The organism is Pikeienuella piscinae (genome assembly GCF_011044155.1).
Classification (GTDB): Bacteria; Pseudomonadota; Alphaproteobacteria; order Rhodobacterales; family Rhodobacteraceae; genus Pikeienuella; species Pikeienuella piscinae.
This window is the reverse complement of record NZ_CP049056.1, coordinates 2,130,774-2,152,255: the sequence shown is the minus strand read 5'-3', so window position 1 is coordinate 2,152,255 and position 21,482 is coordinate 2,130,774. Positions and strand designations below refer to the sequence as shown.

The window sequence follows — 21,482 nt, the reverse complement described above, 5'->3', positions numbered from 1 at the left end:
ATTGATTGGCGTTTGCTGCGCTGGGCCTGTTGTTACTTTAGTGTCGAGGGGTTAGGACGCAAAAATGAACGCGCAAGCCAATAAGACGACGTATGACGTCGCGATTTCGGGCTATGCCTGCCGCCTCCCGCAGGCGGCGACGCCAACTGATTTCTGGGACATTCTTGAGCAGAAACGCTGCGTCATAACCGAAGTCGGAGACGACCGCTGGTCGAAGGCGCGCTTCCATCACCGCGACAAGACTGCGCTTGGCCGCTCATACACTTTCGCGGCGGGGCAGGTGGAGGGGATCTGGGACTTCGATCCGGGTTTCTTCGGCGTTTCGCCGCGCGAAGCGGTGCAGATGGACCCCCAGCAGCGGCTCCTGCTGATGACGGTCTGGGAGGCTGTCGAGCATGCCGGGCTGACGCCCGAGACCCTCTCCGAGGGTCGCACGGGCGTCTATGTCGGCGCGTCGGCTTCGGACCATTCATTCACCTTTCTCGGCGATCCCGCCTCGGTAGACGCGCAGTTCATGACCGGGAACACGCTTTCCATCGTCTCGAACCGGATTTCCTATCTGCTCGACCTGAAGGGGCCGAGCTACACGGTGGACACGGCCTGCTCCTCGTCCTTCTACGCCATGCATCAGGCGGTGCAGGCGTTGAAATCGGGCGAGATCGACACCGCCATCGTCGGCGGCGTCAACGCGCTGCTTTCGCCTTTCTCCTTCATCGGCTTCTCGCGCGCGACGATGCTGTCGCCGGAGGGGCGCTGCAAGGCGTTCGACGCTTCCGCGGACGGGTATGTGCGCTCCGAAGGGGCGGTGGTTTTCGTTCTTCGCCGCATGGATGCGGCGGCCGCATCAGGCGATCCGGTGCGCGGCGTGATCGTCGGCTCGGGCGTCAATTCCGACGGCCGCACGGTCGGCATGGCGATGCCCTCGGCGGAGCGGCAGGCCGATCTTCTGCGCCAGATCCGGCGCGAGCTGCAGTTCGATCCCGACGACCTCGCGTTTCTCGAATGCCATGGCACCGGCACCCCGGTCGGCGATCCGATGGAGGCCCATGCGATCGGCGAGGTGTTCGGCCGGCGCCGGGCGACCCCGCTCGCCATCGGCTCGGCCAAGACGAACTTTGGTCATCTGGAGCCCGCTTCGGGGCTTGTCGGCCTTCTGAAGGCGCAAATGGCGCTGGAGAAGGGCGTGTTTCCCGCCTCGTTGCATCTCAACGAACTGAATCCCAACATCGCCTTCGACGATCTCAACCTCGAAGTCGCCGGCGAATCGGTGGCGATCGAGGCGCGGGAGCGGCCCTGGCTCGCGGGGGTGAACTCGTTCGGGTTCGGGGGCGCCAACGCCCACGTCGTCCTTCGTCAGCCGGAAGCGGCGGAGATCCCGGTCCAGCCGGCGGCGCCGCCCGCCCGCGCGCTGACGATCAGCGCCGCGAGCCGCGAGAGCCTTGAAGACATGGTGGCGCGCTGGCGCGAGGCGCTCGACGCGGCCGAGCCCGCCGAAGCGAACCGCCTGGTCAACGCCGCGGCGCATCGGCGTCAGCGCGCGGCGCATCGGCTGGTGGCGCTCGGTGACGACGCGACCGGTATTCATGCGGCGTTGACCGCGCATCAGGAAGGCGTCGAGCCGCAGGTGCCCGCGGCCTGCGTCACCGGCCAGCGTGTCGGACGTGGAGAGAAGACCGCGTTTGTCTTTGGCGGGAACGGCTCGCAATGGGCCGGCATGGGTCTCGACCTTTATGAGGAGAACGAAACCTTCCGCGCGGGGTTTGACGAGGTTTCCGCTCTTTTTTCGGCGAAATCGGACATCGACCTTTCCGCGCTTCTGGCTTCGGATGAACTCGGCGATCTGCTGGCCGAAAGCCGCATCGCGCAGCCGATACTCTTCGCCGTGCAGGTCGGTGTCGTCCGAATGCTGGCGGCGGAGGGACTGAAGCCCGACGCGGTCGCCGGCCATTCGGTGGGCGAGGTCGCGGCGGCTTGGGCGGCGGGCGTTCTCAGCCTCGCGGATGCGGTGCATCTTATCCGTACGCGCTCGACCGCGCTCGAATTCATGAAAGGCATGGGCGGCATGGCCGCCGTCCTCGCCGGAGAGGAGGCAGTCGAGGCCGCGCTGGCCGATTTCGGCGACGCCTCCATCACCGTCGCGGGTGACAATTCGCCCCGTTCCTCGACCATCGCCGGACCGGTGGATTCGTTGAAAGGGTTCGCGAAATTCGCCCGGAAGCGCCGCATTGCGGCGAAACTCCTCGATATTGACTACCCTTATCACAGCCCGGCGATCGACCCGATCCGCGCCAAGCTGATCGCCGATCTCTCCGATATCGAGCCGCATGAGGGCGATGCGATCTACGTCTCGTCGACCAGCGGCCGGGAGGCGCCGGGCGTCGCGCTCGACACCGAATACTGGTGGCGTAACGCTCGTCAACCGGTTCGCTTTCGCGAGGCGGTGGGCGCGCTGGCCAAGCTCGGCTGCGGTGTCTTCGTCGAGATCGCGCCGCGCCCGGTGTTGCAGTCCTACGTCTCCGATACGCTGGAGACGCTCGGCTGGGGCGCCTCGGTTGTGACCACGCTGGAGCAGAATCCGCGCATCGCGCCGACCGCCCGCTCGATCACGGCGCGGGCGTTGGCGCATGGCGCGAAGATAGACGACGCGCGCTTTTTCGGCGCGCCGATCCCCTATCGCGGCGGATTGCCGGGGTACGCCTGGCGCGCGACGACGTACCGGATGACGCCGGGGCCGGAGAGCGTCGACTTTTTCGGGTTCGGAGGGGTGCATCCGCTTCTCGGCTGGCGCTTGAAGGCGGGCGAGGGTGTCTGGAGCAACGTGATCGACACCGGCCTTCAACCCTGGCTCGCGGACCACATGATTGACGGCGCGGTGGTGTATCCAGCCGCCGGTTATGTCGAAATGGCGCTCGCTGCCGGGCGCGAGGTGTTCGGCGCCGCCGAGCTTTCTGAGTTCGAGATTCTTAGACCAATGGTGCTCGATGACGGCGCGGCGGTGGAGACGCGGGTCAGTTTCGATCAGAGCGACGGGCAGATCCGGATCGAAAGCCGGCGCCGGCTGACTGGCGCGGACTGGGGACTGAACGCATTCGGTATCCTCAGAAAGACGCCGGTTTCGGCTCCCGCGCCCGCGGCGCTGGAACTGAAGGGCGCGTCGAAACTGAACGGTCGCCAACTCTACCAGTCGCTTGATGGGTACGGACTGAATTACGGGCCGGCCTTCCAACGGATCAAGGCGGCGCGGATCAATGGCGTCGCGGCCGAAGCGCGGCTGACGGAAGCGCCGGCGCCGGTCAACGGAATGGCGCTCGACCCGACCGTGCTCGACGGCGCGATGCATGCCATTTTCCCGCTGATCCGGCGGCAGGCCGGCGACCAGGCGCTGCGCGCCGGGGTCGCGTTCCTTCCCGTCCGGGTCGGGCGGATCAGGCTCTACGCGGTGGAGACGCCCGCCGCCCGCGCCGTGGTGCGGCTGGCGAAGCTCAGCCCGCGCGGGGCGGAGGCGGAGATCGACCTTCTGGCCGAAGACGGCGCGCTGGTCGCCGCGGTGACCGGGCTGCGCCTCAAATCCGTGGTGCTCAATCGGGGCGCGCGCGATATCGGCCGGGTCTGGCGGCAGGATCTGGCGCGGCTCGCGGTCGTGGACGAGGATGCGGCGGTGCCGGCCGGCTGGGCCGATCCTGCGGCGCGGGCCGCGGCCCTCGGGGTCGCCGCCGAACGGGCGCCGGAGCCGGATGTCGGCTCCTTGCTCGTTGATGCGCTGAGTCGGCGGCTGGCCTGGGACATGGCGCGCCGCTTCGCCGATGTCGACATGCGGATCGATATCGCATCGGCGATCGATCTCGACCCTTCGGCGCGTCCGCTTCTGGCGCGCGCGCTTCTGGCGCTGGAGGAGGACGGCGCGTTCACCGCCGAGGCGCTGGGCGTCGGCCGGCTCGCGGCCGAGTGTCCCTATCCGACGGTGGAGGAGCTTGCGCAGGCGCTGGCGGAGGAAGCGCCGACGCGCGGCGGCGACCTGATGGCGCTGCTGAAATTCGAGGCGGACCTGCCCGCGCGTCTGCAGTCGGGGCTGCTCGACGCGGCGCCGGCGCCTTCGGCCGCCGATATCACGCCCGGCGCGCGCGCGGTCTGGTCCGCGGTTGAGATTGTCCTGACGGATATCGCCGCGGGCTGGTCGGCCGAAAGACGCCTGGAGGCGTTGGTCGTCGGCGCCACCCCGGTCGGGGCGATCCGCCGGCTGGCGGCGCTGGAGGGATTGACGAGGCTGACGGTCACCGACCCCGATGCGCGCGTGGTCGAGACGCTTTCGCAGATCGCGGCGCGCCGGCCGAAACTGCGCATCGCGCCCTTCGATGAAGCGGCTACGGCCGGGTATGACGTGGTGATTTGTGGCGACAGTCTTTCCCGGCTTGGCCGCGACGGGCTTTCGCGGCTCGCCTCCGGGATGCTTTCCGGCGGTCTGTTCGGCGCCGTCGAGCGCGCGCCGGACCTGATGTCCGACCTGCTGATGGGCGTTGCTGGGGATTGGTGGTCCGGCTCGCTGACGCCGGAGGCGCCGGTCGGACGACGCCAGCCGGCCGAAGACTGGTGCGCGGCGCTCGCGGAGGCGCGGCTCGTCGACGTCGCGGCGCTGCCGCTGAAGGTCGAGACGGCGGAGGCTGTGGCGCTGTTCGCCCGCGCCCGGCGTCGGCTTTCCGGGGCGGAGACGACGGAGGAGCGGCGGGGTGCGGTCCTCATCCTGCATGACGGCGCTGCGAAAGAGATCGCCGCCGCCGGCGAGATCGAAGCCGCGATGGCGGCGATCGGCCGCGAAGTGCGCATCGCCGCGGTCGGCGACACGCCGGAAGGGCTGGAGCCGGGATGGGAGTGCGTGTTCCTGCCGGGTCTCTTCGCCGATGACGGCGATGATTTGAGCCGGGCCGCTTCCCGCGTCGGGCGCGCGCATGATTGGCTCGCCGCACAGAGCCCCGCCCGGCTCTGGCTTGTCACCCGTGGCGGCCGGCCGGCCGCAGGGGGCGCCGCGGGTGCGCGCCGCCCGCCGGACGCCGCGCTCTGGGGGCTCGGTCGAGTGCTGGCGAACGAGCCCGGTCAGCCCGAGATCCGCCTCGCGGATTTCGATCCGGCGATGGATACAGAACGGTTGGTGGAGCTTCTGGCGGCCGAACTGGCCGCGCCGTCCGCCGAGCGCGAGATCATCTGGGACGACGCCGGCCGCGCCGCGCCGCGCGTCGAGGCCGTGCCGGGTCTTTTCGACGCCGCGAAGGACGGCGCCGCCGGCGTCGAAGCGGCGCGCGTGCTGGAGATTGGCCAGCAAGGCTCCTTCGATAGTCTGAAATGGGCGCCGAGCATCCGCCGGGCGCCGGACCCGGACGAGGTCGAGATAGAGATCCGCGCCGCCGGCCTGAATTTCCGCGACGTCATGTGGGCTCAGGGCCTCTTGCCCGAAGAAGCGCTGGAGGACGGGTTCGCCGGGGCCACGCTCGGGATGGAGTGCGCGGGCGTCGTCTGCCGCGCCGGCGCCGCCTCGGGGCGCAAGGCGGGCGAGGAGGTGATCGCTTTCGGCCCGGCCTGCTTCGCCACCCATGCGACGATCCCGGCGCGCGCCGTGGCGCCCTTGCCGGCGGGCACGTCCTTCGACACCGCCGCCGCGGTGCCAACGATTTTCATAACCGCGCAATACGGGTTGGTGGAGTTGGCGAATCTCCGCTCCGACGAGACCGTGCTGATCCATGGCGGGGCCGGCGGCGTCGGTCTCGCGGCGATACAGATCGCTCGGCGGATCGGCGCGCGGATCATCGCGACGGCGGGATCGCCGGCGAAGCGTCGCCTGCTGAGGGCGCTCGGCGCCGATGCTGTGTTTGACAGCCGCTCGCTCGCTTTCGCCGATCAGGTGATGGCGGCGACTGGCGGCGAGGGCGTCGATGTGGTCCTGAACTCGCTCTTCGGCGAAGCGATGGAGCGCTCGCTCGGCTGTCTCCGGCCTTTCGGTCGTTTCGTCGAGCTTGGAAAACGCGATTACTACGCCAATTCGCCGATCGGCCTGCGCCCGTTCCGGCGTAACCTGACCTATTTCGGGGTGGATGCCGATCAACTCCTTTCCGCTCGTCCCGATCTCGCGGATCGGCTGTTCCGGGATCTCGCGGACGGGTTCGCCTCGGGTGCGTTCACGCCGCCGCCGGCGCAGGTGTTCGAATCCGACGAGGCGGTCGACGCCTTCCGGCTGATGCAGAAGTCCGGCCATGTCGGCAAGATCGTGATCCGCCCGCCGAGCGCTCCGGCGGCGGAGCCCGTCGCTACCCGGCCGATTGGCGAAGGGGCATGGCTGATCGTCGGCGGAACCGGCGGTTTCGGGCTTGAGACGGCCGCCTGGCTCGTCGGCAAGGGGGTGCGTACGCTTTGGCTCGCTTCGCGCTCCGGCGTCGTGGGCAAAGAGGGGCGAAGCACGGTCGCGGCGATGAGGAAGGCCGGCGCGACGGTCAACTGCGTCGCCGCCGACGCCGCCGATCCGGAGGCCGTCGCGGCGTTGATGGCAGAGATCAAGACCGAAGGCACGCCGCTGAAGGGCGTCATTCATTCCGCCATGGTGCTTGACGACGCGCTGTTCGAGAGTCTCGATCCAAAGCGGCTGGAGGCGGTGATGCGCCCGAAGATCGCCGGCGCGGCGCTGATCGATGCGGCGACGCGGGATGTGGGGCTGGATCATTTCATCGTTTATTCCTCCGTCGCCACGCTGTTCGGCAATCCCGGCCAGGCGGCCTATGTCGCCGCCAACGCCTACCTGGAGAGCCTGATGGCGGCGCGGAGGGCGGCGGGCCGCCCGGGGCTCGCCGTTGGCTGGGGGCCGATCGGCGATATCGGCTATCTGGCGCGCGAGGAGAAAACCCGCGAGCAACTGGCGAAGCGGATGGGCGGCGCGCTCCTGACGGCGACCGAGGCGCTGCAGGGCCTCGACGTGATCCTCGCCGCCGGCGCGCCGGATGTCGCCGTCACCTTCGCGCCGGTGCGTTGGGGATTGCTGGCGGCCGATCTTCCGCTGCTCGCCACGCCGTTGTTCGAACGGGTCGAGACGGCGCGCGACGCCGCCGGCGGGGCCGAGGGCGCGCTCGACATCCAGGCGATGATCGAAGGCCTCGACGATGTTTCGGCGCTGAAGGCGATCATCGAATTTCTGGCTGCGGAAACCGGCCGCATCCTTCGCCAGCCGCCGGGCGAGCTTGACCCGCGCCGGCCGCTGACCGAAATGGGCTTCGACAGCCTCATGGCGGTCGACCTGAAGATGGCCGTGGAGGAGCGGATCGGCGCCTCGCTGCCGCTGATGTCGCTCTCGGACGGGGTCGGGCTCGCCGATCTGGCCAAGAAACTGCTTGACGAAGCGAGAGGGCGCGCGGCGGGGGCGGAGACCGCGGCGGTGAGCGCCGTCGTCTCGCAGCACGTTTCCGGCCGGATCGACGAAAAGGACCGCCAGGTGGTGGAGAAACTCGCGAAGAAGGCGGAAGGCATGAAGGCGGAGTGAAAGGGGTTTTGAGCATGGGGGCCGCGGAGAAGGATAGAAGCGCGCTGGTCGACCGGCTTCGCAAGGTGCGCGAAGCCCGCGCGCGCGGCGCGCGCGTCGCGGCGCCGCCAAAGCCAGTCGGCGGCAAACCGACCAAGGCGTTCGACTTCTCGACCTTGCCGATTTTCGAACAGATGAGATTTCAGGAGGCGGTTGGCCAGACGCTGGGTATTGGTACGCCGTTTTTCCGCGAGATCGAGGATCGCGCCGGCGCTCTCTGCGTGATCGACGGCGAGGAGCGGATCAACTTCGCCTCCTATGACTATCTCGGCCTTGGCGGCCATCCGGACGTGCGCCGCGCCGCGGTCAAGGCGGCGGAGAAATGGGGCGTCTCGGCGAACGCCTCCCGGCTCGTCGGCGGCGAGCGGCCCTATCATGGCGAATTGGAGCGGGCGCTGGCGGAGGCGTACGGCGTTGAAGCGGCGGTTGCGATGGTGTCCGGGCACGCCACCAATGTGACGACCATCGGCGCGATGCTGGGGCCGAAAGACCTGATCCTGATGGATCAGCTCATTCACAATTCGATCTCAGAGGGCGCGCGCCTTTCCGGCGCCGCACGACTGACCTTTCCACATAACGATTTCGAATGGGTGGACGAAACGCTCTCCCGCGTCCGCGGCCGCTACGAGCGGGTGCTGGTGGTGGTCGAGGGGCTCTATTCGATGGATGGCGACCTTCCTGATCTCGCCCGCTTTGTCGAGGTCAAGGCGCGCCATGACGCTTGGCTGATGGTCGACGAGGCGCACGCCTTCGGCGTGCTCGGCGAGACCGGGCGCGGCATCGCGGAACTTCAAGGGGTCGACCCGAAGACGATCGAGATCTGGATGGGCACGCTCTCCAAGACCCTGGTCTCTTGCGGCGGCTATATCTGCGGATCAGAGGCGCTGATCGCCTATCTGAAGCACAAGGCGCCCGGTTTCGTATTTTCCGTCGGCATTCCCGCGCCGGTCGCGGCGACCGCGACGGCGGCGGTGAAGGCGATGCTGGCGGAGCCGGAGCGCGTGGCGCGTCTGCGCGCCAACGGGCTGAGATTCCGCGATCGGGCGAAGGCGGCCGGGCTCGATATCGGCCTGACCGAAGGTTACGCCGTGACGCCGGTGATCATCGGCGACAGCCCGCGCGCTGTGGTTGCGGCGGACAGGATATTCCAGCGTGGCGTGAATGCTCTGCCGATCATTTTCCCGGCGGTGCCGGAGCAGCAGGCGCGCATCCGGTTCTTCCTGACCGCGGACCATACTGAAGAACAGATCGACCGCGCCGTGGACGTGACCGCCGAAGTGGTGCGCGAACTGGAGGATGTCGACCTGTTCGCCAGCCTCAGAGGCTGAGCGCGGCGGGGTCTGCCGCGCCGTTTCTCAATCTCCGATCCGCGCCGCGTAACGGCGCTCGAACCAGTCCGAGAGGAATGGCGGCAGACGATTGCCGAGGAAAACCATGACCGAGAACGGCCAGGGGAAGGTCAGCGCGCCGCGCCGCTTCCCGATGCCGCGCCGAATGATCCGCGCCGCCTTTTCTGCCGTTATCTCGAATGGTTTCGGCCCGTGATGACGGCTCGACATCGGCGACGTGACGAAGCCGGGGCAAATCACCGTCACCGCGATCCCGTGGCGCCGCAGGCCCGACCGGATCGCTTGGCCATAGGCCCTGACGCCGGCTTTCGCCGCGCTGTAGGTTGGCAGATCGGCGGAAGGCCGGATCGCCGAGATCGAGCTGATCACGCCGATTTGGCCGGCGCCGCGGGCGATCATTCGCGGTATCAGCGGCTCTAGCGTATTGAGCGTTCCCTGCAGGTTGATCTCGATCAGCCGGCGCGATTGCCCCGCCGGCTCGGGCAACCCGCCGAGGGCCACGCCAGCGTTAGCGATCACGAGATCGACGCCGCGACGGTCGTCGAAGTCGAGGATCGCCGCCGCGAGCGCTTCCGCGTCGGTCACGTCGACCGTCGCGGTCTCCACATCGGCGCCAGCGGCACGCGCCGCGTCGGCGGTCGCCTCGAGTCGGGATTTATCTCTCGCGATCAGCAGCATGGAGATACCGGGCGCGGCGTAGGCGGCGGCGAGAGCGGCTCCGATGCCGCTGGAGGCGCCGGTGAGGACCATGGAGCGGATCATCGCGCTGGCGCCTCCGCAGGGTTCCACGGAGGCGGCGCCAGCATCCGCTCCGCCATCGCGGCGGCGCCCGGCCGCGCGCCGGACCCGTCAAATCCGCCCGGCACCTGGATTGTCGCGGTAAGGGCGCGGATCAGTGAATCGAGCCGCGCCGAGTCGGGCGGCGCGGCGTCGGTCCAGAACCGGTCCAACCCGCCCTGAAAGGTCAGGCCGGGAAGATCATAGATCGCCGTCCCGAGGGCGACGACCGGTGCGCCCGCGCCGAGCGCCGTCAATCCCACGGTGGAGTTGGCTACGATGACGCCCGCAGCGCGCCCGAGAAGAGCGTCGAGGTCGCCGCCATCGAGAAAGACGCAACGGTCCGCGACCCCGGCCGCCTCGGCGGCGCGGCCCATGACCGCGCGCCAGTCGGCCTCGCCATGGTCGAGCGGGTGGATTTTCACCACGAGCAGCGCGTCGGCGGGCGCGTGATCCGCAAAAGAGAGCACCGTTCGCCGCAGCAGCGCCGCAACGCCGCCCGGCGGGGCGTGAAGGCGGATCTGGTAGTCGGTGTCGAGTTGCAGGGGAAGAACGAAGAGCGGGCCCCGGTGTTCCGCGATCCGCGCCTCCATCGCCCTGCGCTCACGCCGGCGCCGCCGGAAGGGTAGCGCCTTGTTAAATATCCACCCGGCCCATTCGCGCGCTGGATGGTCCAGCGTATGCAGCCGGAAATGCGGATAGAGCGCCCATGACGTGAAAATGTTCGCCAGGTTGAACGCGACGTCCATCGCCGCGTAGCCGAAGAAGCTGGTCCTGAAACGGGGGGGCGCCTTCGCCGGGCCGGCGAGCGCCTCGATCGCGGTCCAGTCGCGGGGAAAGCGGCTCCGCCCACCGGTTCCGCTTGGCTCCACCGTCAGCCAGCCGGGCCGCAGATATCCCTGCTCGACGACATGCACGCGGAGCCCGAGATCTTCCGCGATGCGCACGGCTTCTTCATGCCAGCGCCGGCCGTCGCCGAGGCAGGCGATATCGGTCACATGCTCCGCCTGGATCAGCGCGCGCAGCCACGGCGCCCATCCCTCGGGCCGTCCGCGATAGGAGACGGCGCCTGGACCGCGCCAGAAGAGCCGGTCGCCGGGGCAGAGGAGGACCCGCCGGACGGAGGCGCCCCGCGCCCGGAGCGCGGTGGCGAGATAGGTGAAGAAGAACGACATCGGCCCCTGCAACAGCAGGAAGACGCGCTCTTCGTCAGGGCCCCGGTCATCTCTCATCGTCTCTCCTGTCATGCGCGGCGGACAAAAGCACAGGCGATGCCCCGCGCCAAGCCGGGCGCGCCTTGCCTCACCCCCCGCTTCCATGCGAGAGGCCAAGACGTGGCGGGGGCCAGAGAACATCGTGGAGCGCGGCGCGTGACTGAACGGAAGAGCTTCCTGTTCCTGCAAGGGCATCACTCGAAGTTCTGGCTGCAGCTCGCGGACGCGCTGAAGGCCGAAGGACACGCCGTCGCCAAGGTGCGGCTTTCCGGACAGGACTGGCTCTACTGGCCGCGACTCGGGGCGCGCTCCTACCGCGGGCCGAAGGCGGGCTGGCGACCCTGGCTCGACGCCTATCTGGCGGACGAGGGAATCACGGACGTCATTTACTACGCCGACCGGCATCCCTGGAATATCGACGCGCTGGATGCGGCGAAAGCCGCCGGCGTCCGCGCCTGGACGATCGAGTTCGGGTATCTCCGGCCGAACTGGCTGACGCTGGAGCCTGAAGCGATGGGAGCGTTCTCGCGCTTTCCGAAGGATCCGGACGTCATTCGCCGGCTTGGCGCGCCCGGGCCGGATGATCCGCACGATGACGCGGCGCTCTATCCCAGCGGTTTTATCGCTGAGGCGATGGCGGATATCGGTATGTATGCGTCCACCATCGCCGGTTTCGGATTCTATCCGCACTACCGGTTGGATCTGCCGTTTTCGATCTTCACCCATTACTATCACTGGATCGCGACGCTCCTGAGCGAACGCCGGGACGAGCGGGCGGCGCGGGCCGTTCAGGCGCGCTGCGCGACGGCGGATTCCGACTACACGCTCTTCGCCATGCAACTTGCGCAGGACTATCAGATCCGGGCCTCCTCGCCCTATGGCGATTACGCGGAGATGATCGAGGAGGTGCTCGACTCGATGGCGCGCGCGGCGCCGGCGACGCGGCGGCTGGTGGTCAAGATGCACCCCCTGGACAGCGATTATCTGAACTGGCGCCGCCGCGTGCCGGAAATGGCCCGGCGGCGTGGGCTGGGCGGCCGCGTCGATCTGATTCGGGGCGGCGATCTCGGCCTCCTCATCCGTCACGCCAAGGGCGCGGTGATGGCCAACTCTACGGTCGGGCTGCACAGCATACGGGCCGGGACGCCGGTGAAGGTGCTGGGGAGCGCGGTCTACGACATGCCCGGTCTTACGCATCAGGGGTCTCTGGATAGCTTCTGGACGGCGCCGGAGCCGGTGGATCACACGCTCGAGGCGGCGCTGGTGCGCGCGCTCGCCCGCGAGATCCAGATCAAGGGTTCGTTCTTTCATCCGGAGGGCCGGAAGCGCGCCGTGGCCGAGGCCGTTGAGCGGCTTACCCGCCGGCCGTTCCCCGACTGGGCGCGCTGACGCGTTCAGCGCATCGCCATATTGGCTTCATGCGCTTCGACCGCATCCGCGATATTCTCGTAATAGGTGACCCTTCCATCCTCCAGCACCACGCCGGCCTTGCAATAATCGATAAGCGTCGCGGTCGCGTGCGAGACCATGATCACGTCAGAGGCGGCCAGTCTTTCCGCGAAGACCTTGCGGCATTTCTTCTTGAAATTGACGTCGCCGACCGCCGTCGTCTCGTCCACCAGATAGTAGTCGAAATCGATTCCCATCGAGACGCCGAAGGCGAGCCGGGCGCGCATGCCGGAGGAATAGGCGTTGACCGGCATGTAAAGCGCTTCGCCGAGTTCGGAAAAATCGGCGACATAGGCGATCAGCATGTCCGGGTCGCGCCCGTAGATGCGGGCGACGAACCGGACGTTCTGCGCCCCGGTCATCATGCCGTGAAAGCTGCCGGCGAATCCGAGCGGCCAGGAGACCGTCGCGTGGCGAATGATGCGCCCCGAATCCGGCTCCACCGTGCCGGCGATCATGCGCAGCAGCGTCGATTTTCCCGCACCGTTCCGCCCCAGCAGCCCGAGGCTCCGCCCGCGCGGGATCGTCAGGTTGATGTTCTCCGCGATCGTTCGCCGGATAGACCCGGAACGATATTCTTTCGAGAGGTCGATCAGTTCGATCATCGTCGTCGGCTCACCGCGTTTCGATCAGGGCGGTCTTGTTGGAGTATACCAGAAAGAACCCGATCGTCAGAAATCCGATCGCCATGCCGCCGACATAGAACTCGGAGACATAGGTTGCGTGATAACTGGGGTAGAAGCCCCGCCGCATCAACCCGATGACGTGCATCACCGGGTTGAACCAGAGGATATCCTGCACCGTGCGCGGCATGTCCTCATAGGTGAAGAAAACGCCGGAAATCAGGAACATCGGCCGGTTGATGATCTTCCAGACGTTCTGATAGGTCGGCACGAAGGTGAAAATCACCGTGTTCGTCGCGCCGACGCCGAGCCCGAGCAGGCTGGCGTAGCCCACCGCTTTCAGCATCGCGGTGAAATCGTAGATCGTGCGGATTTCCTCGAAATAGATGATGCCGGAGAAAATGACGATCGCCGAAGTGGCCAGCGTGAAGAACTGCAGGAGGAACCGCGCCAGGATCGCATCGATCGGCGTCACCCGCGGATAGGTCAGCAGGGGCTTGTTCATGTTGATCGCGCTCGACGAGAACGACGAAAGCTCCGTATAGAACTGAAAAGTGAGGAAGCCGGTGGCGAAGAACAGCGGGAAGCTGCTGCCGATCGAAGGCGAGCGCATCGCCATGCCGAAAACCACCGACATGATCGCGATCATGCCAACCGGTTCGAGCAACGCCCACATGTAGCCGCCGGCCGAGCGGCCGTAACGGGTCGACATCTCGCGCATCATCAGCGCAACAATGACGCGGATGTTCGCGAAGCTCGGGAGGGGTTTCGTGACCGCCTGCTTTCGCGCCATATTCGCCTCCGGCCGCGCCACCGGGCGCCGCTTCCGCCGCAACGGCTAGCCAGCGCGCGGGCCATTGTCAAAGCGGCGGATCATCGCCGTGCGGCGCCGGCGTTGGGAGTTCGCCTCGCCGCGTTGCAAAATTCGGCGGATACGCGCATATCTCGCCGGCGCCGCGGCGGACCGTGAGCGCGCGGCCAGATGGATCCCGGGTGGGCCAATGACTGACAAGAAAGCCGAATCCGCTCCGCTTCGATCGGTGGGCGACGCTGTGTTCACGGCGCCGCCGCTGAAGGGGCAGACGAAATCCGCCGTCGCAGCGCCGGCGCGCAGGGCGGGCGGCGCCGTGAAGTCGGACCCGAAGCCGCAGCCGCTCGCCGGGCAAGGTGGTGGGAACGGGCCGGGCCGCATCGTCGCCCGGCGCCCCGGCCCGCCGCGCCGACCCCTTGGCCAGACGCGGGCGCGGTTCAGGTTCCGCCACTGGCTGCTGGTCGTTAGTTTCGTCCTTTTCGTCGTCGCGCCGTCCGCTTTCGTGAACTGGTATCTACATTTCCGGGCGGTGGACCAGTACGCCTCGCAGCTTGCGTTCACCATCCAGTCCGACGATGGCCCGACGCTCAGCACGCTCGGGGCGATATTCGGCGGCTCCAGCGGTGCTGTCGCCGACGACGCAGAGGTGCTTTACGGCTACATCCAGAGTCAGAACCTGGTTGAGAAGCTGCAGGATGAGCTCGACCTCAGGACCATCTACAACCGGCCGCAGGCGACCGACTGGTGGTATTCGCTCGGCGACGATCCCTCGATCGAGGCGCTGACCGAGTATTGGAAGAGCATGGTTCTCGTTTCGTTCGACGCTGGCATCGTCGAGGTGGAGGTGCGCGCGTTCGATCCGCAGGATGCGCAGACCATCGCAAAGGCTGTGCTGAAGGAGAGCACGCTGCTGATCAATCGGCTTTCGGCGGAAGCGCGCGAGGATGCGCTGCGCGACGCGCGTGTCTATCTCGAGGAGGCGGTCGACCATCTGCGCGACGTGCGGCTCCGCCTCACGGAGCTTCGCGCGAGCGAACAGCGTGTCGATCCGTCGCTCGACGTGCAGGCGCTGATGCAGCGCATCGGCGAACTGGAGGCGAAACTCACGACCGAGCAACTGAAGTTCGACCAGCTCAGGCAGTTCGCCGACGAGAGCGATTCGCGCGTGGTTTCCGCCGAGCGCCGGATCCGTTCGCTGGAGGCGGCGATCTCCGAGGAGCGCGCCAAGCTCGCTTCGAACGGCGCCGGCGAGACGCTTTCCGAGGCCGTCGGCAAGTTCGAGGAGCTGACCGTCGACCGCGAACTCGCCGAACAGGCCTATGCCGTCGCGCTCGCGTCCTTCGAAAACGCGAAGGGGGAGGCGCGTCGCCAGCAGCGGTATCTTTCAGCCCATGTCGCGCCCACTTTGGCCCAGACGGCGGAGTACCCGGAGCGGTACATGCTCGGCGGTCTGAGCTTCGTCTTCCTCTTTATGGGGTGGGTCGTCCTCGTGATGATCGCCTATAACATCAAGGACCGGCGCTGAGCGGGGATGCTGCGCCGCGTCTTCACCCGCGCGCTGACGACGCTGAACTCTCCCACGGCCGATCTTTATTTCGCCGATTCCTGCGCCGACTGGCTTCGGCGCGGGCTGGTCACGCGCTACGCGCCGACGGTCTTCGCCTCCGCGACCGTGCGGCTGGTCATTCGCCATGACGGGCGGGCCGGGCGGGCCAGTCTGCGGCCCCGGCATGTCTATCTGATCGACGACGCCATTGATCTCGACGGCGCGGACGCGGCGCTCTCGCGCTACTGGCGGTTCAAGCTCGACAATGTGGAGCGCGCGGCGGCGGCGCGCTTCCTGCCCGGCGCGGCGGCGGCGGTGGTCAGCTCCCCCGCGCTGGAAGGGATGATCCGGGCGCGGGCGTCGGGGCTCGATGTGAGGGTATTAAATCCTTATTGGAAAACGGAATTTTCGAGCTTGTCGCATCACCGCGCCGATGGGCCGTTCCGGGTGGCCTTTCTCGGCAGCCAGGTGCACGGGCCGGATTTCGCGCCGCTCGCGACGATGCTGCGCGGGTTTCTGGACGACTGGCCCGAAGCCGAACTGATCGTCGGCGGTGGGCATGGCGGGCAGGTGGGGCACGCGCGGGCGCGCGATCTCGGCGCGATGGGCTGGCGCGACTGGCGGGCGGCGCTTCCCGCGCTCCAGCCGCATGTCGCGCTCTATCCGCTGGCGGAGACGCCGTTCAACGCCGCGCGTTCGCTGAACAAGCTGATCGAGCACGCGGTCGCCGGGGCGGCCGGGCTATACGCGCGCGCCTGGCCCGGCGCGGCGCTGGCGGTGGAGGCGGGGGCGGGTCTCGCGCTTGGCCCAGATCCGGCCGAATGGCGCGCAGCGCTGGACCGGCTGGCGGCCAACCCGTTGGAAACGCGGGAAATGGCGAAGGCCGGCGCCGCGCTCGCAGCGCGGCTGAACGACGCCGAGGCGCAGCGCCGGCTCTGGGCCGAATTGCTGGAGATCGACGACGGCGCCCAGGGCGTTTTCGGATCGGATTGAATCGCCATTCGCCTGAAGGGCGGCCGAATGGCGATTGGTTTTGATCCGGATTGATCCGAAAACGCTCTAGCGGATCAGCAGCCCGACGAGCAGCATCGCCAGCCCCATCATCGCGCCGCCGATGGCGGCCATGTTGACGGCGGAGAGGCGCGCGAAGGCGGACTGAAGCTGGTCCTCGGGCACTTTTCCGGCCTGCACCCGGCGGGCGAGGCGGATGCACCAGACGACGCCGGCGAGTCCGGCGATCGCGGCGACGAGGCCGATCCCGATGAGAATGTTGGCGGCTGTCATGGCGCGGCTCCCGTTTCCTTTCGCGGGGGTTAATGCGCGCGCGACGCGGCCTCAAGGGCGAATCCGGCATTTTCAGCGTCCACCCGGCGCACGGTTCGGGCGGCCCGATTCAGGCGAATTGGCCGAGCCAGAGCGTGAACCATTCGCAAAGCCGAAGCGTCCCGTCGCGCAGATCGGCGCGGCCCGACCAGAGCTGGAGCGCGCCCTCCGCCATCACGATCAATGGAAGGGAGAGCGAGGAGGCGCAGAGGAGGATCAGCGCGGCGGCGGCGTATTTGCCGCGCTCCTCGTCGCCCGAAGCGCCGGCCTCCAGCCTGTCCGCGATCCAACGGCGAAGCCCGGTCGGGACGAGCAGGAAGGCGCTGTAGGCGGCGAGGAGGAGGTGGAGGAGCGACGGCAGCAGCGTGGTGAAGACCATGAAGCCGAGCCACCAGTAGTTTTCCGGGTGCACGCGGATATCCGTGAAAGTCGCCATCAGGTCGATCAGCGGCACGCCGTCCTGCGGAACCGAGAAGGTGACGAAGGCTATGAACCCGACGGCGAGCAAAGCGAGAGTCGCCAGCGCCGCCGCCGCGTCCCAGCGCCAGTGCAGCAGGCGCGGGCGGCGCTGCGCGTCGGTGGGTGCGGCGGTTCGCAAAAGCCAGCGCGAGGCGCCGACCGAGAGAAAATCGGTAAGGCCGTTCAGAAGCGGCAGGATGCTGACGAAGAGGATGACGCCGCGATTTCCTTCGGGGATTCTCGGCGTCGCGCTCACCGCAATGTGGATCAGCCCGCTGGCGAGCAGCGTCCAGAGAAAAAGCATCAGCGCCGGACGGCCGGTTCTTCGGCCGAGAATTTCGACTGCGATTGCGACTGCGCCTGCGACTGCGAATGCGACTGCGAATGCGACTGCGACTGCGAATGCGACTGCGACTGCGCCTGCGACTGCGAATGCGACTGCGAATGCGACTGCGACTGCGACTGCGCCTGCGACTGCGAATGCGACTGCGAATGCGACTGCGCCTGCGAACAGCAACCAGAACACTGCGTAGCCGGTTCTGGTTGCTGTTCGACATTCCCACATGGCGAACGCCACAAGGGCAATCCCGCATAGCGTCGCGATCCTGATTCCCACCACAGGTTCCGCCGGGACGATCACCAACCCGCCGACCGCCGCATCGCCGCCGGTCGCCGCCCATTGCGCGATCAGCCCGAGCAGCGGATAGGCCAGCGCGACCGCGAGGAGGAAGGAAAGGAGCGGCGCGCTCCACGCAGCGCGGGGCGAGCCCGGCGCGAATGGCGGCGGGTCTTCGGCGATTTCCGGGCTGAAGCGCCGGTCCAGCCAGTCGAGCGCCGCGTTGACTATCCGGCCGTAGGATTCGGACCAGTCGGTATTGCGAAGGCGCCTGATCCAGCGTTCGCGGGCCGTGTTATCCTTCTTCCAGATGTTGGCGAGCGAATAGCTGAACCACGCGACCGCGGCTCCGAACACCGCGCCCCACCCGAACAGGGCGCCAATGAGATCGGTCAGCCAGCCCACCGATAGTCCCCCTCGTCGATGCGATCGACGCTTTCGCGGGCTCCGGCGCGCAATTGGCGACGCGCGCCGGCGATTCGGCGCACTGGCGGGGGCGTTTCCGCCCGGCTATCAACGGGCGAGCAAACGCAAGGAACGCCGCCCATGGACACGCTCGCCAGTTTCGCCGCCGCCATCGAGGCGACGGGTTTCGTGCATGCGATGAAATTCTCGCCGCTCTGGTATTCGCTCGCGAACACCGCGCATGTGCTCGGCGTCGCGCTGCTCGTCGGGGCGATCCTGCCGATGGATCTGCGGCTTCTCGGGCTCTGGCGCGGCGTCGGGCGCGAAGAACTGGCGCGGGTGCTGGTTCCGATCGCCGCTTTCGGGCTCCTGTTGGCGGTCTCCGCCGGGCTGGTGCTCTTTTCCGTGCGGGCCGGGCATTATGTCGGCGTCACGATCTTTTACTGGAAGCTCTGCCTGATCACGCTGGGGACGGTGCTGGCGCTGCTCTTTCATGTGCGCGCCGGGCTCTGGCTGGAGAGCGCGACGGACCGTCAGGCGGCGCTGCATGGGGCCGCGTCGCTTTGCTGCTGGCTCGGCGCGCTGGTCGCCGGGCGGATGATCGCCTATTTTCCCAACTGGCCATAGTGAGACTGGAGACGACAATGTACTTTCACCGACGCGGCTTTCTCGGCCTTCTCGGCGCCGCCGCGCTCATCCGGCCCGCCGTCGCGCATCATGGCTACATGGCCTGGGACACCGAGAACCCGATCGTCCTCGAAGGCTGGATCTCGAAGGAGATGGACGGGTTTCCGCATTGGGAGTTCTGGATGCGCGTCGACGGTGAGGACTGGGAGGTCGATATCGGCGACCAGTACACGCTGGAGCGAGCCGGATTCAGCAGCTCCGGCAAGGAGTTCAAGATGCGCGACAATGTCATCGTCGAGGGCGTGCGGCCGGTCGACCGCTCGATCCGCCGGATCCTTCCCTCGCGGATCACGCTCGAGGACGGCGTGCCGCACGATATCACGGTCAAGGGCTGAGCGGAGACGCCCCGCATTCGCCCCGCGATGACGCGGGGCGAAACAGGCGATGGGTTGGCGTCAGGAAAGCAGCCAGCCGCCATCCACGTCGATCGTCGTGCCGGTGACAAAATCGTTCTCGACCATGAAGAGGATGGCGTGCGCCACTTCGTCGGCCGTGCCGGCCCGCGGGATGACATGTCCGGCGGTGGTCTTCTTGTAATGCGCCACGCGCTCCTCGCCGGAGAGCGCCACCATCGGCGTGTCGATCTGGCCAGGCGAAACCACATTGAGGCGCCGGGGCGCGATCTCGGGCGCGACGGCGCGAACCAGCGCCTCCACCGCGCCGCCAACGGAGCCGATCGCGACCTGGCCGGGTTTCGTCTTGCGCGCCGGCGCGCCGCTGACGAGCACGATGGACCCCGTTTCGCTCATGTGTTCGGCGCCGAAGCGGACGACATTGGCGTAGCCCCAGAGCTTGTCGAAGGAGGATTTGAAGCCGTCCATATCCATCTTGAGGAACGGGCCGATCGCGCGGTCGCCGCCGGTCGCGGCGCTGATCAGGATGTCGAACGGCGCATACTCGGCGAAAAGCGCCCGAAGCGCCTCCGGGTCGCGAACGTCGCACTGGGCGAGCGTCACGCCCGCCGGAACCTCGCCGGCGCGATCCGGGTTGCGGCTGATCGCGACCACCTTCGCGCCGCCAGCGGCCAGCCGCTTGGCGGCGGCGAGCCCAATGCCCGAGGTTCCGCCGAAGACGAGCGCCGTCTTGCCTGATACATCCATGGTCTTTCCTCTCGATTTTCGGCGCCCGCCCGGGCCCGCTTCCTGTTGACGGGCGGCATCTAGACAGCGCGAGCGCCCCGGCGTCAATCGAGCGATGCGCGCGGCCGGCGCCGGCGAGCGCGCAAAAAAGATACTGAGCGTTACGGGGCCGATACGATCCGACATCGGCCCCGGTCGCTGGCCGCCGCACTATGCAGGCGACCCTGCGGCGCGTTTCGCTTCGGGGGCGAGACAAAGAACCCGGGAGGAAAGCATGAAACTCAGAGATTTCACGACCGCGGCCGTGGCCGCCCTCGTCGCCGGCGCCGCAGGCGGCGCGGCGGCGCAGGACACGCTCGATGTCGGCGTGCTCGCGCCGCTCGAAGGCACCTACACCGTGCTCGGCGAGGATGGCGTGCGCGGCCTCAAGACCGCGCTGCGCCTGCATGACGGCATGGCCGGCGGCAAGAAGATCAACCTGATCATCCAGCCGACCGACGCCTCGCCCGACAGCGCCGTGCGCGGGGCCCGCAAGTTGGTGGAGCAGGAGGGCGTCAGTCTGGTGATCGGCCCGCTCTCGGGTTCCGAGGGCATCGCGATCCGCGACTATTCCAAGACCCAGCCGCAGACGACGTTCATCGACGCCGCCTCCGGCGCGCTGGAGACGACCTATATCACGCCGTCGGAAAACTACTTCCGCTACAACATGAACGGCGCCCAGTGGCATCAGGGCCTTGGCGACTACATCTACAATGAGAAGGGCTACGAGACGATCGCGACGGTCGGCGAGGATTACTCCTTCGTCTACACGCAGGTCATGGGCCTCGCGCTCGACTACTGCCAGGCCGGCGGCGAGATCACCGAGCGGCTCTGGGTCCCGCTCGGCACCAAGGATTTCGGTTCGATCATCGCGGCGCTGCCGGATGATGTCGACGCGATCTACCTCGGGCTTGGCGGCGGCGACGCGGTCAACTTCCTCAACCAGTACCAGCAGGCTGGCGGCGACGCGAACCTGGTCGGCGGCACGATCATGATCGACGGCACGGTGCTTAACTCCAAGGGCTCCGCCAAGGACGCGCTGATCGGCGTGCCCGCCGCGGGCGGCATGGCCGACACCTGGGAGGATGAGGGCTGGCAGAAATTCGTGAAGGATTATCAGGACACCTTCCCGCCGGAGGAGCGGTTCCCTTCGCCGTCGCTGCTCGCCACCAATTATTACAACGCAACCACGGCTGCGCTGACCTGCCTTGATGAGCTGAATGCGGAGATCGCCGGCGACGAGAACCAGGCCGCGCTCCGGCAGTGTCTGAAGGATATCGAGCTTGACGCGCCGAACGGCCATATCACGCTCGACGACAACCGCCAGGCGATCGGCACCAACTTCATCTACGAGGTGATCGAGAAGGACGACGGGACGCTCGCGACCCAGGTCGTCAAGGTGATCGAGAATGTCGATCAGCTGCTCGGCTTCTCGGCGGAGAAGTTCGCCGAGATCGGGCTGCCGAGCCGCGACAACCCGCCGTGCAAGCAGTCCTACTGAGGACGGTCGCAATCGGGGTGAGGGGACTCTCCCTGTGAAGGAGCCGGGCGGC

The 21,482-nt window shown here is 67.6% G+C and carries 15 protein-coding genes; 8 read left to right on the top strand and 7 right to left on the bottom strand.

Features of this window, described 5'->3' with window-relative positions:
- The first annotated feature begins 64 nt into the window (after positions 1 to 64).
- Together G5B40_RS10380 and G5B40_RS10375 are read left to right on the top strand one after the other, a co-directional pair.
- Positions 65 to 7,513 (top strand): type I polyketide synthase, encoded by a 7,449-nt coding sequence (locus G5B40_RS10380; RefSeq protein ID WP_165098229.1) that lies wholly within the window; start codon positions 65 to 67, stop codon positions 7,511 to 7,513.
- 14 nt (positions 7,514 to 7,527) lie between these two features.
- Entirely contained in the window at positions 7,528 to 8,880 is a 1,353-nt protein-coding gene (locus tag G5B40_RS10375; protein WP_165098227.1) for an aminotransferase class I/II-fold pyridoxal phosphate-dependent enzyme, read from the top strand.
- Between the two features lie 27 nt (positions 8,881 to 8,907).
- On the opposite strand, the gene G5B40_RS10370 is transcribed toward G5B40_RS10375, so the two are convergent.
- A complete protein-coding gene (locus tag G5B40_RS10370; RefSeq protein ID WP_165098225.1) occupies positions 8,908 to 9,663 on the bottom strand; it encodes an SDR family NAD(P)-dependent oxidoreductase in 756 nt (251 codons plus the stop codon).
- Entirely contained in the window at positions 9,660 to 10,910 is a 1,251-nt protein-coding gene (locus G5B40_RS10365; protein WP_165098223.1) for a capsule biosynthesis protein, read from the bottom strand. The genes G5B40_RS10370 and G5B40_RS10365 overlap by 4 nt, the downstream gene beginning before the upstream one ends.
- Before the next feature lie 138 nt (positions 10,911 to 11,048).
- Between G5B40_RS10365 and G5B40_RS10360 the strand changes: the two genes are divergently transcribed.
- Positions 11,049 to 12,281, top strand: coding sequence for a capsule biosynthesis protein (locus G5B40_RS10360; RefSeq protein ID WP_165098221.1), 1,233 nt, complete (start codon positions 11,049 to 11,051; stop codon positions 12,279 to 12,281).
- A 5-nt stretch (positions 12,282 to 12,286) separates the two neighbouring features.
- Here G5B40_RS10360 and G5B40_RS10355 read toward each other — a convergent pair whose 3' ends face one another.
- Positions 12,287 to 12,946, bottom strand: a complete 660-nt coding sequence (locus G5B40_RS10355) for an ABC transporter ATP-binding protein (RefSeq protein WP_165098219.1) — start codon at positions 12,944 to 12,946, stop codon at positions 12,287 to 12,289.
- A gap of 10 nt (positions 12,947 to 12,956) precedes the next feature.
- A complete protein-coding gene (locus G5B40_RS10350; protein WP_165098217.1) occupies positions 12,957 to 13,757 on the bottom strand; it encodes an ABC transporter permease in 801 nt (266 codons plus the stop codon).
- 208 nt (positions 13,758 to 13,965) lie between these two features.
- On the opposite strand from G5B40_RS10350, the gene G5B40_RS10345 reads away from it, so the two are divergent.
- Complete coding sequence (locus G5B40_RS10345; protein WP_165098215.1) at positions 13,966 to 15,300, top strand: KpsE/RkpR family capsule polysaccharide export protein; 1,335 nt, start codon at positions 13,966 to 13,968, stop codon at positions 15,298 to 15,300.
- Between the two features lie 6 nt (positions 15,301 to 15,306).
- Positions 15,307 to 16,314, top strand: a complete 1,008-nt coding sequence (locus tag G5B40_RS10340; protein WP_165098213.1) for a glycosyltransferase family 4 protein — start codon at positions 15,307 to 15,309, stop codon at positions 16,312 to 16,314.
- Positions 16,315 to 16,380: 66 nt separating this feature from the next.
- Here G5B40_RS10340 and G5B40_RS10335 read toward each other — a convergent pair whose 3' ends face one another.
- Positions 16,381 to 16,605 (bottom strand): hypothetical protein, encoded by a 225-nt coding sequence (locus G5B40_RS10335; RefSeq protein ID WP_165098211.1) that lies wholly within the window; start codon positions 16,603 to 16,605, stop codon positions 16,381 to 16,383.
- A gap of 109 nt (positions 16,606 to 16,714) precedes the next feature.
- On the bottom strand, positions 16,715 to 18,124 hold the full coding sequence (locus tag G5B40_RS10330) for a hypothetical protein (RefSeq protein WP_165093510.1): 1,410 nt from the start codon (positions 18,122 to 18,124) through the stop codon (positions 16,715 to 16,717).
- A gap of 141 nt (positions 18,125 to 18,265) precedes the next feature.
- On the opposite strand from G5B40_RS10330, the gene G5B40_RS10325 reads away from it, so the two are divergent.
- A complete protein-coding gene (locus G5B40_RS10325; protein WP_165098209.1) occupies positions 18,266 to 18,751 on the top strand; it encodes a hypothetical protein in 486 nt (161 codons plus the stop codon).
- Between the two features lie 17 nt (positions 18,752 to 18,768).
- Positions 18,769 to 19,146 carry a DUF6152 family protein gene (locus G5B40_RS10320; protein ID WP_165098207.1) on the top strand — a complete coding sequence of 126 codons (378 nt, stop codon included), beginning with the start codon at positions 18,769 to 18,771 and terminating at the stop codon, positions 19,144 to 19,146.
- Positions 19,147 to 19,206: 60 nt separating this feature from the next.
- On the opposite strand, the gene G5B40_RS10315 is transcribed toward G5B40_RS10320, so the two are convergent.
- Complete coding sequence (locus G5B40_RS10315) at positions 19,207 to 19,911, bottom strand: SDR family oxidoreductase (RefSeq protein WP_165098205.1); 705 nt, start codon at positions 19,909 to 19,911, stop codon at positions 19,207 to 19,209.
- A gap of 253 nt (positions 19,912 to 20,164) precedes the next feature.
- On the opposite strand from G5B40_RS10315, the gene G5B40_RS10310 reads away from it, so the two are divergent.
- Positions 20,165 to 21,430 (top strand): ABC transporter substrate-binding protein, encoded by a 1,266-nt coding sequence (locus G5B40_RS10310; RefSeq protein WP_165098203.1) that lies wholly within the window; start codon positions 20,165 to 20,167, stop codon positions 21,428 to 21,430.
- The last annotated feature ends 52 nt before the right edge of the window (positions 21,431 to 21,482 follow it).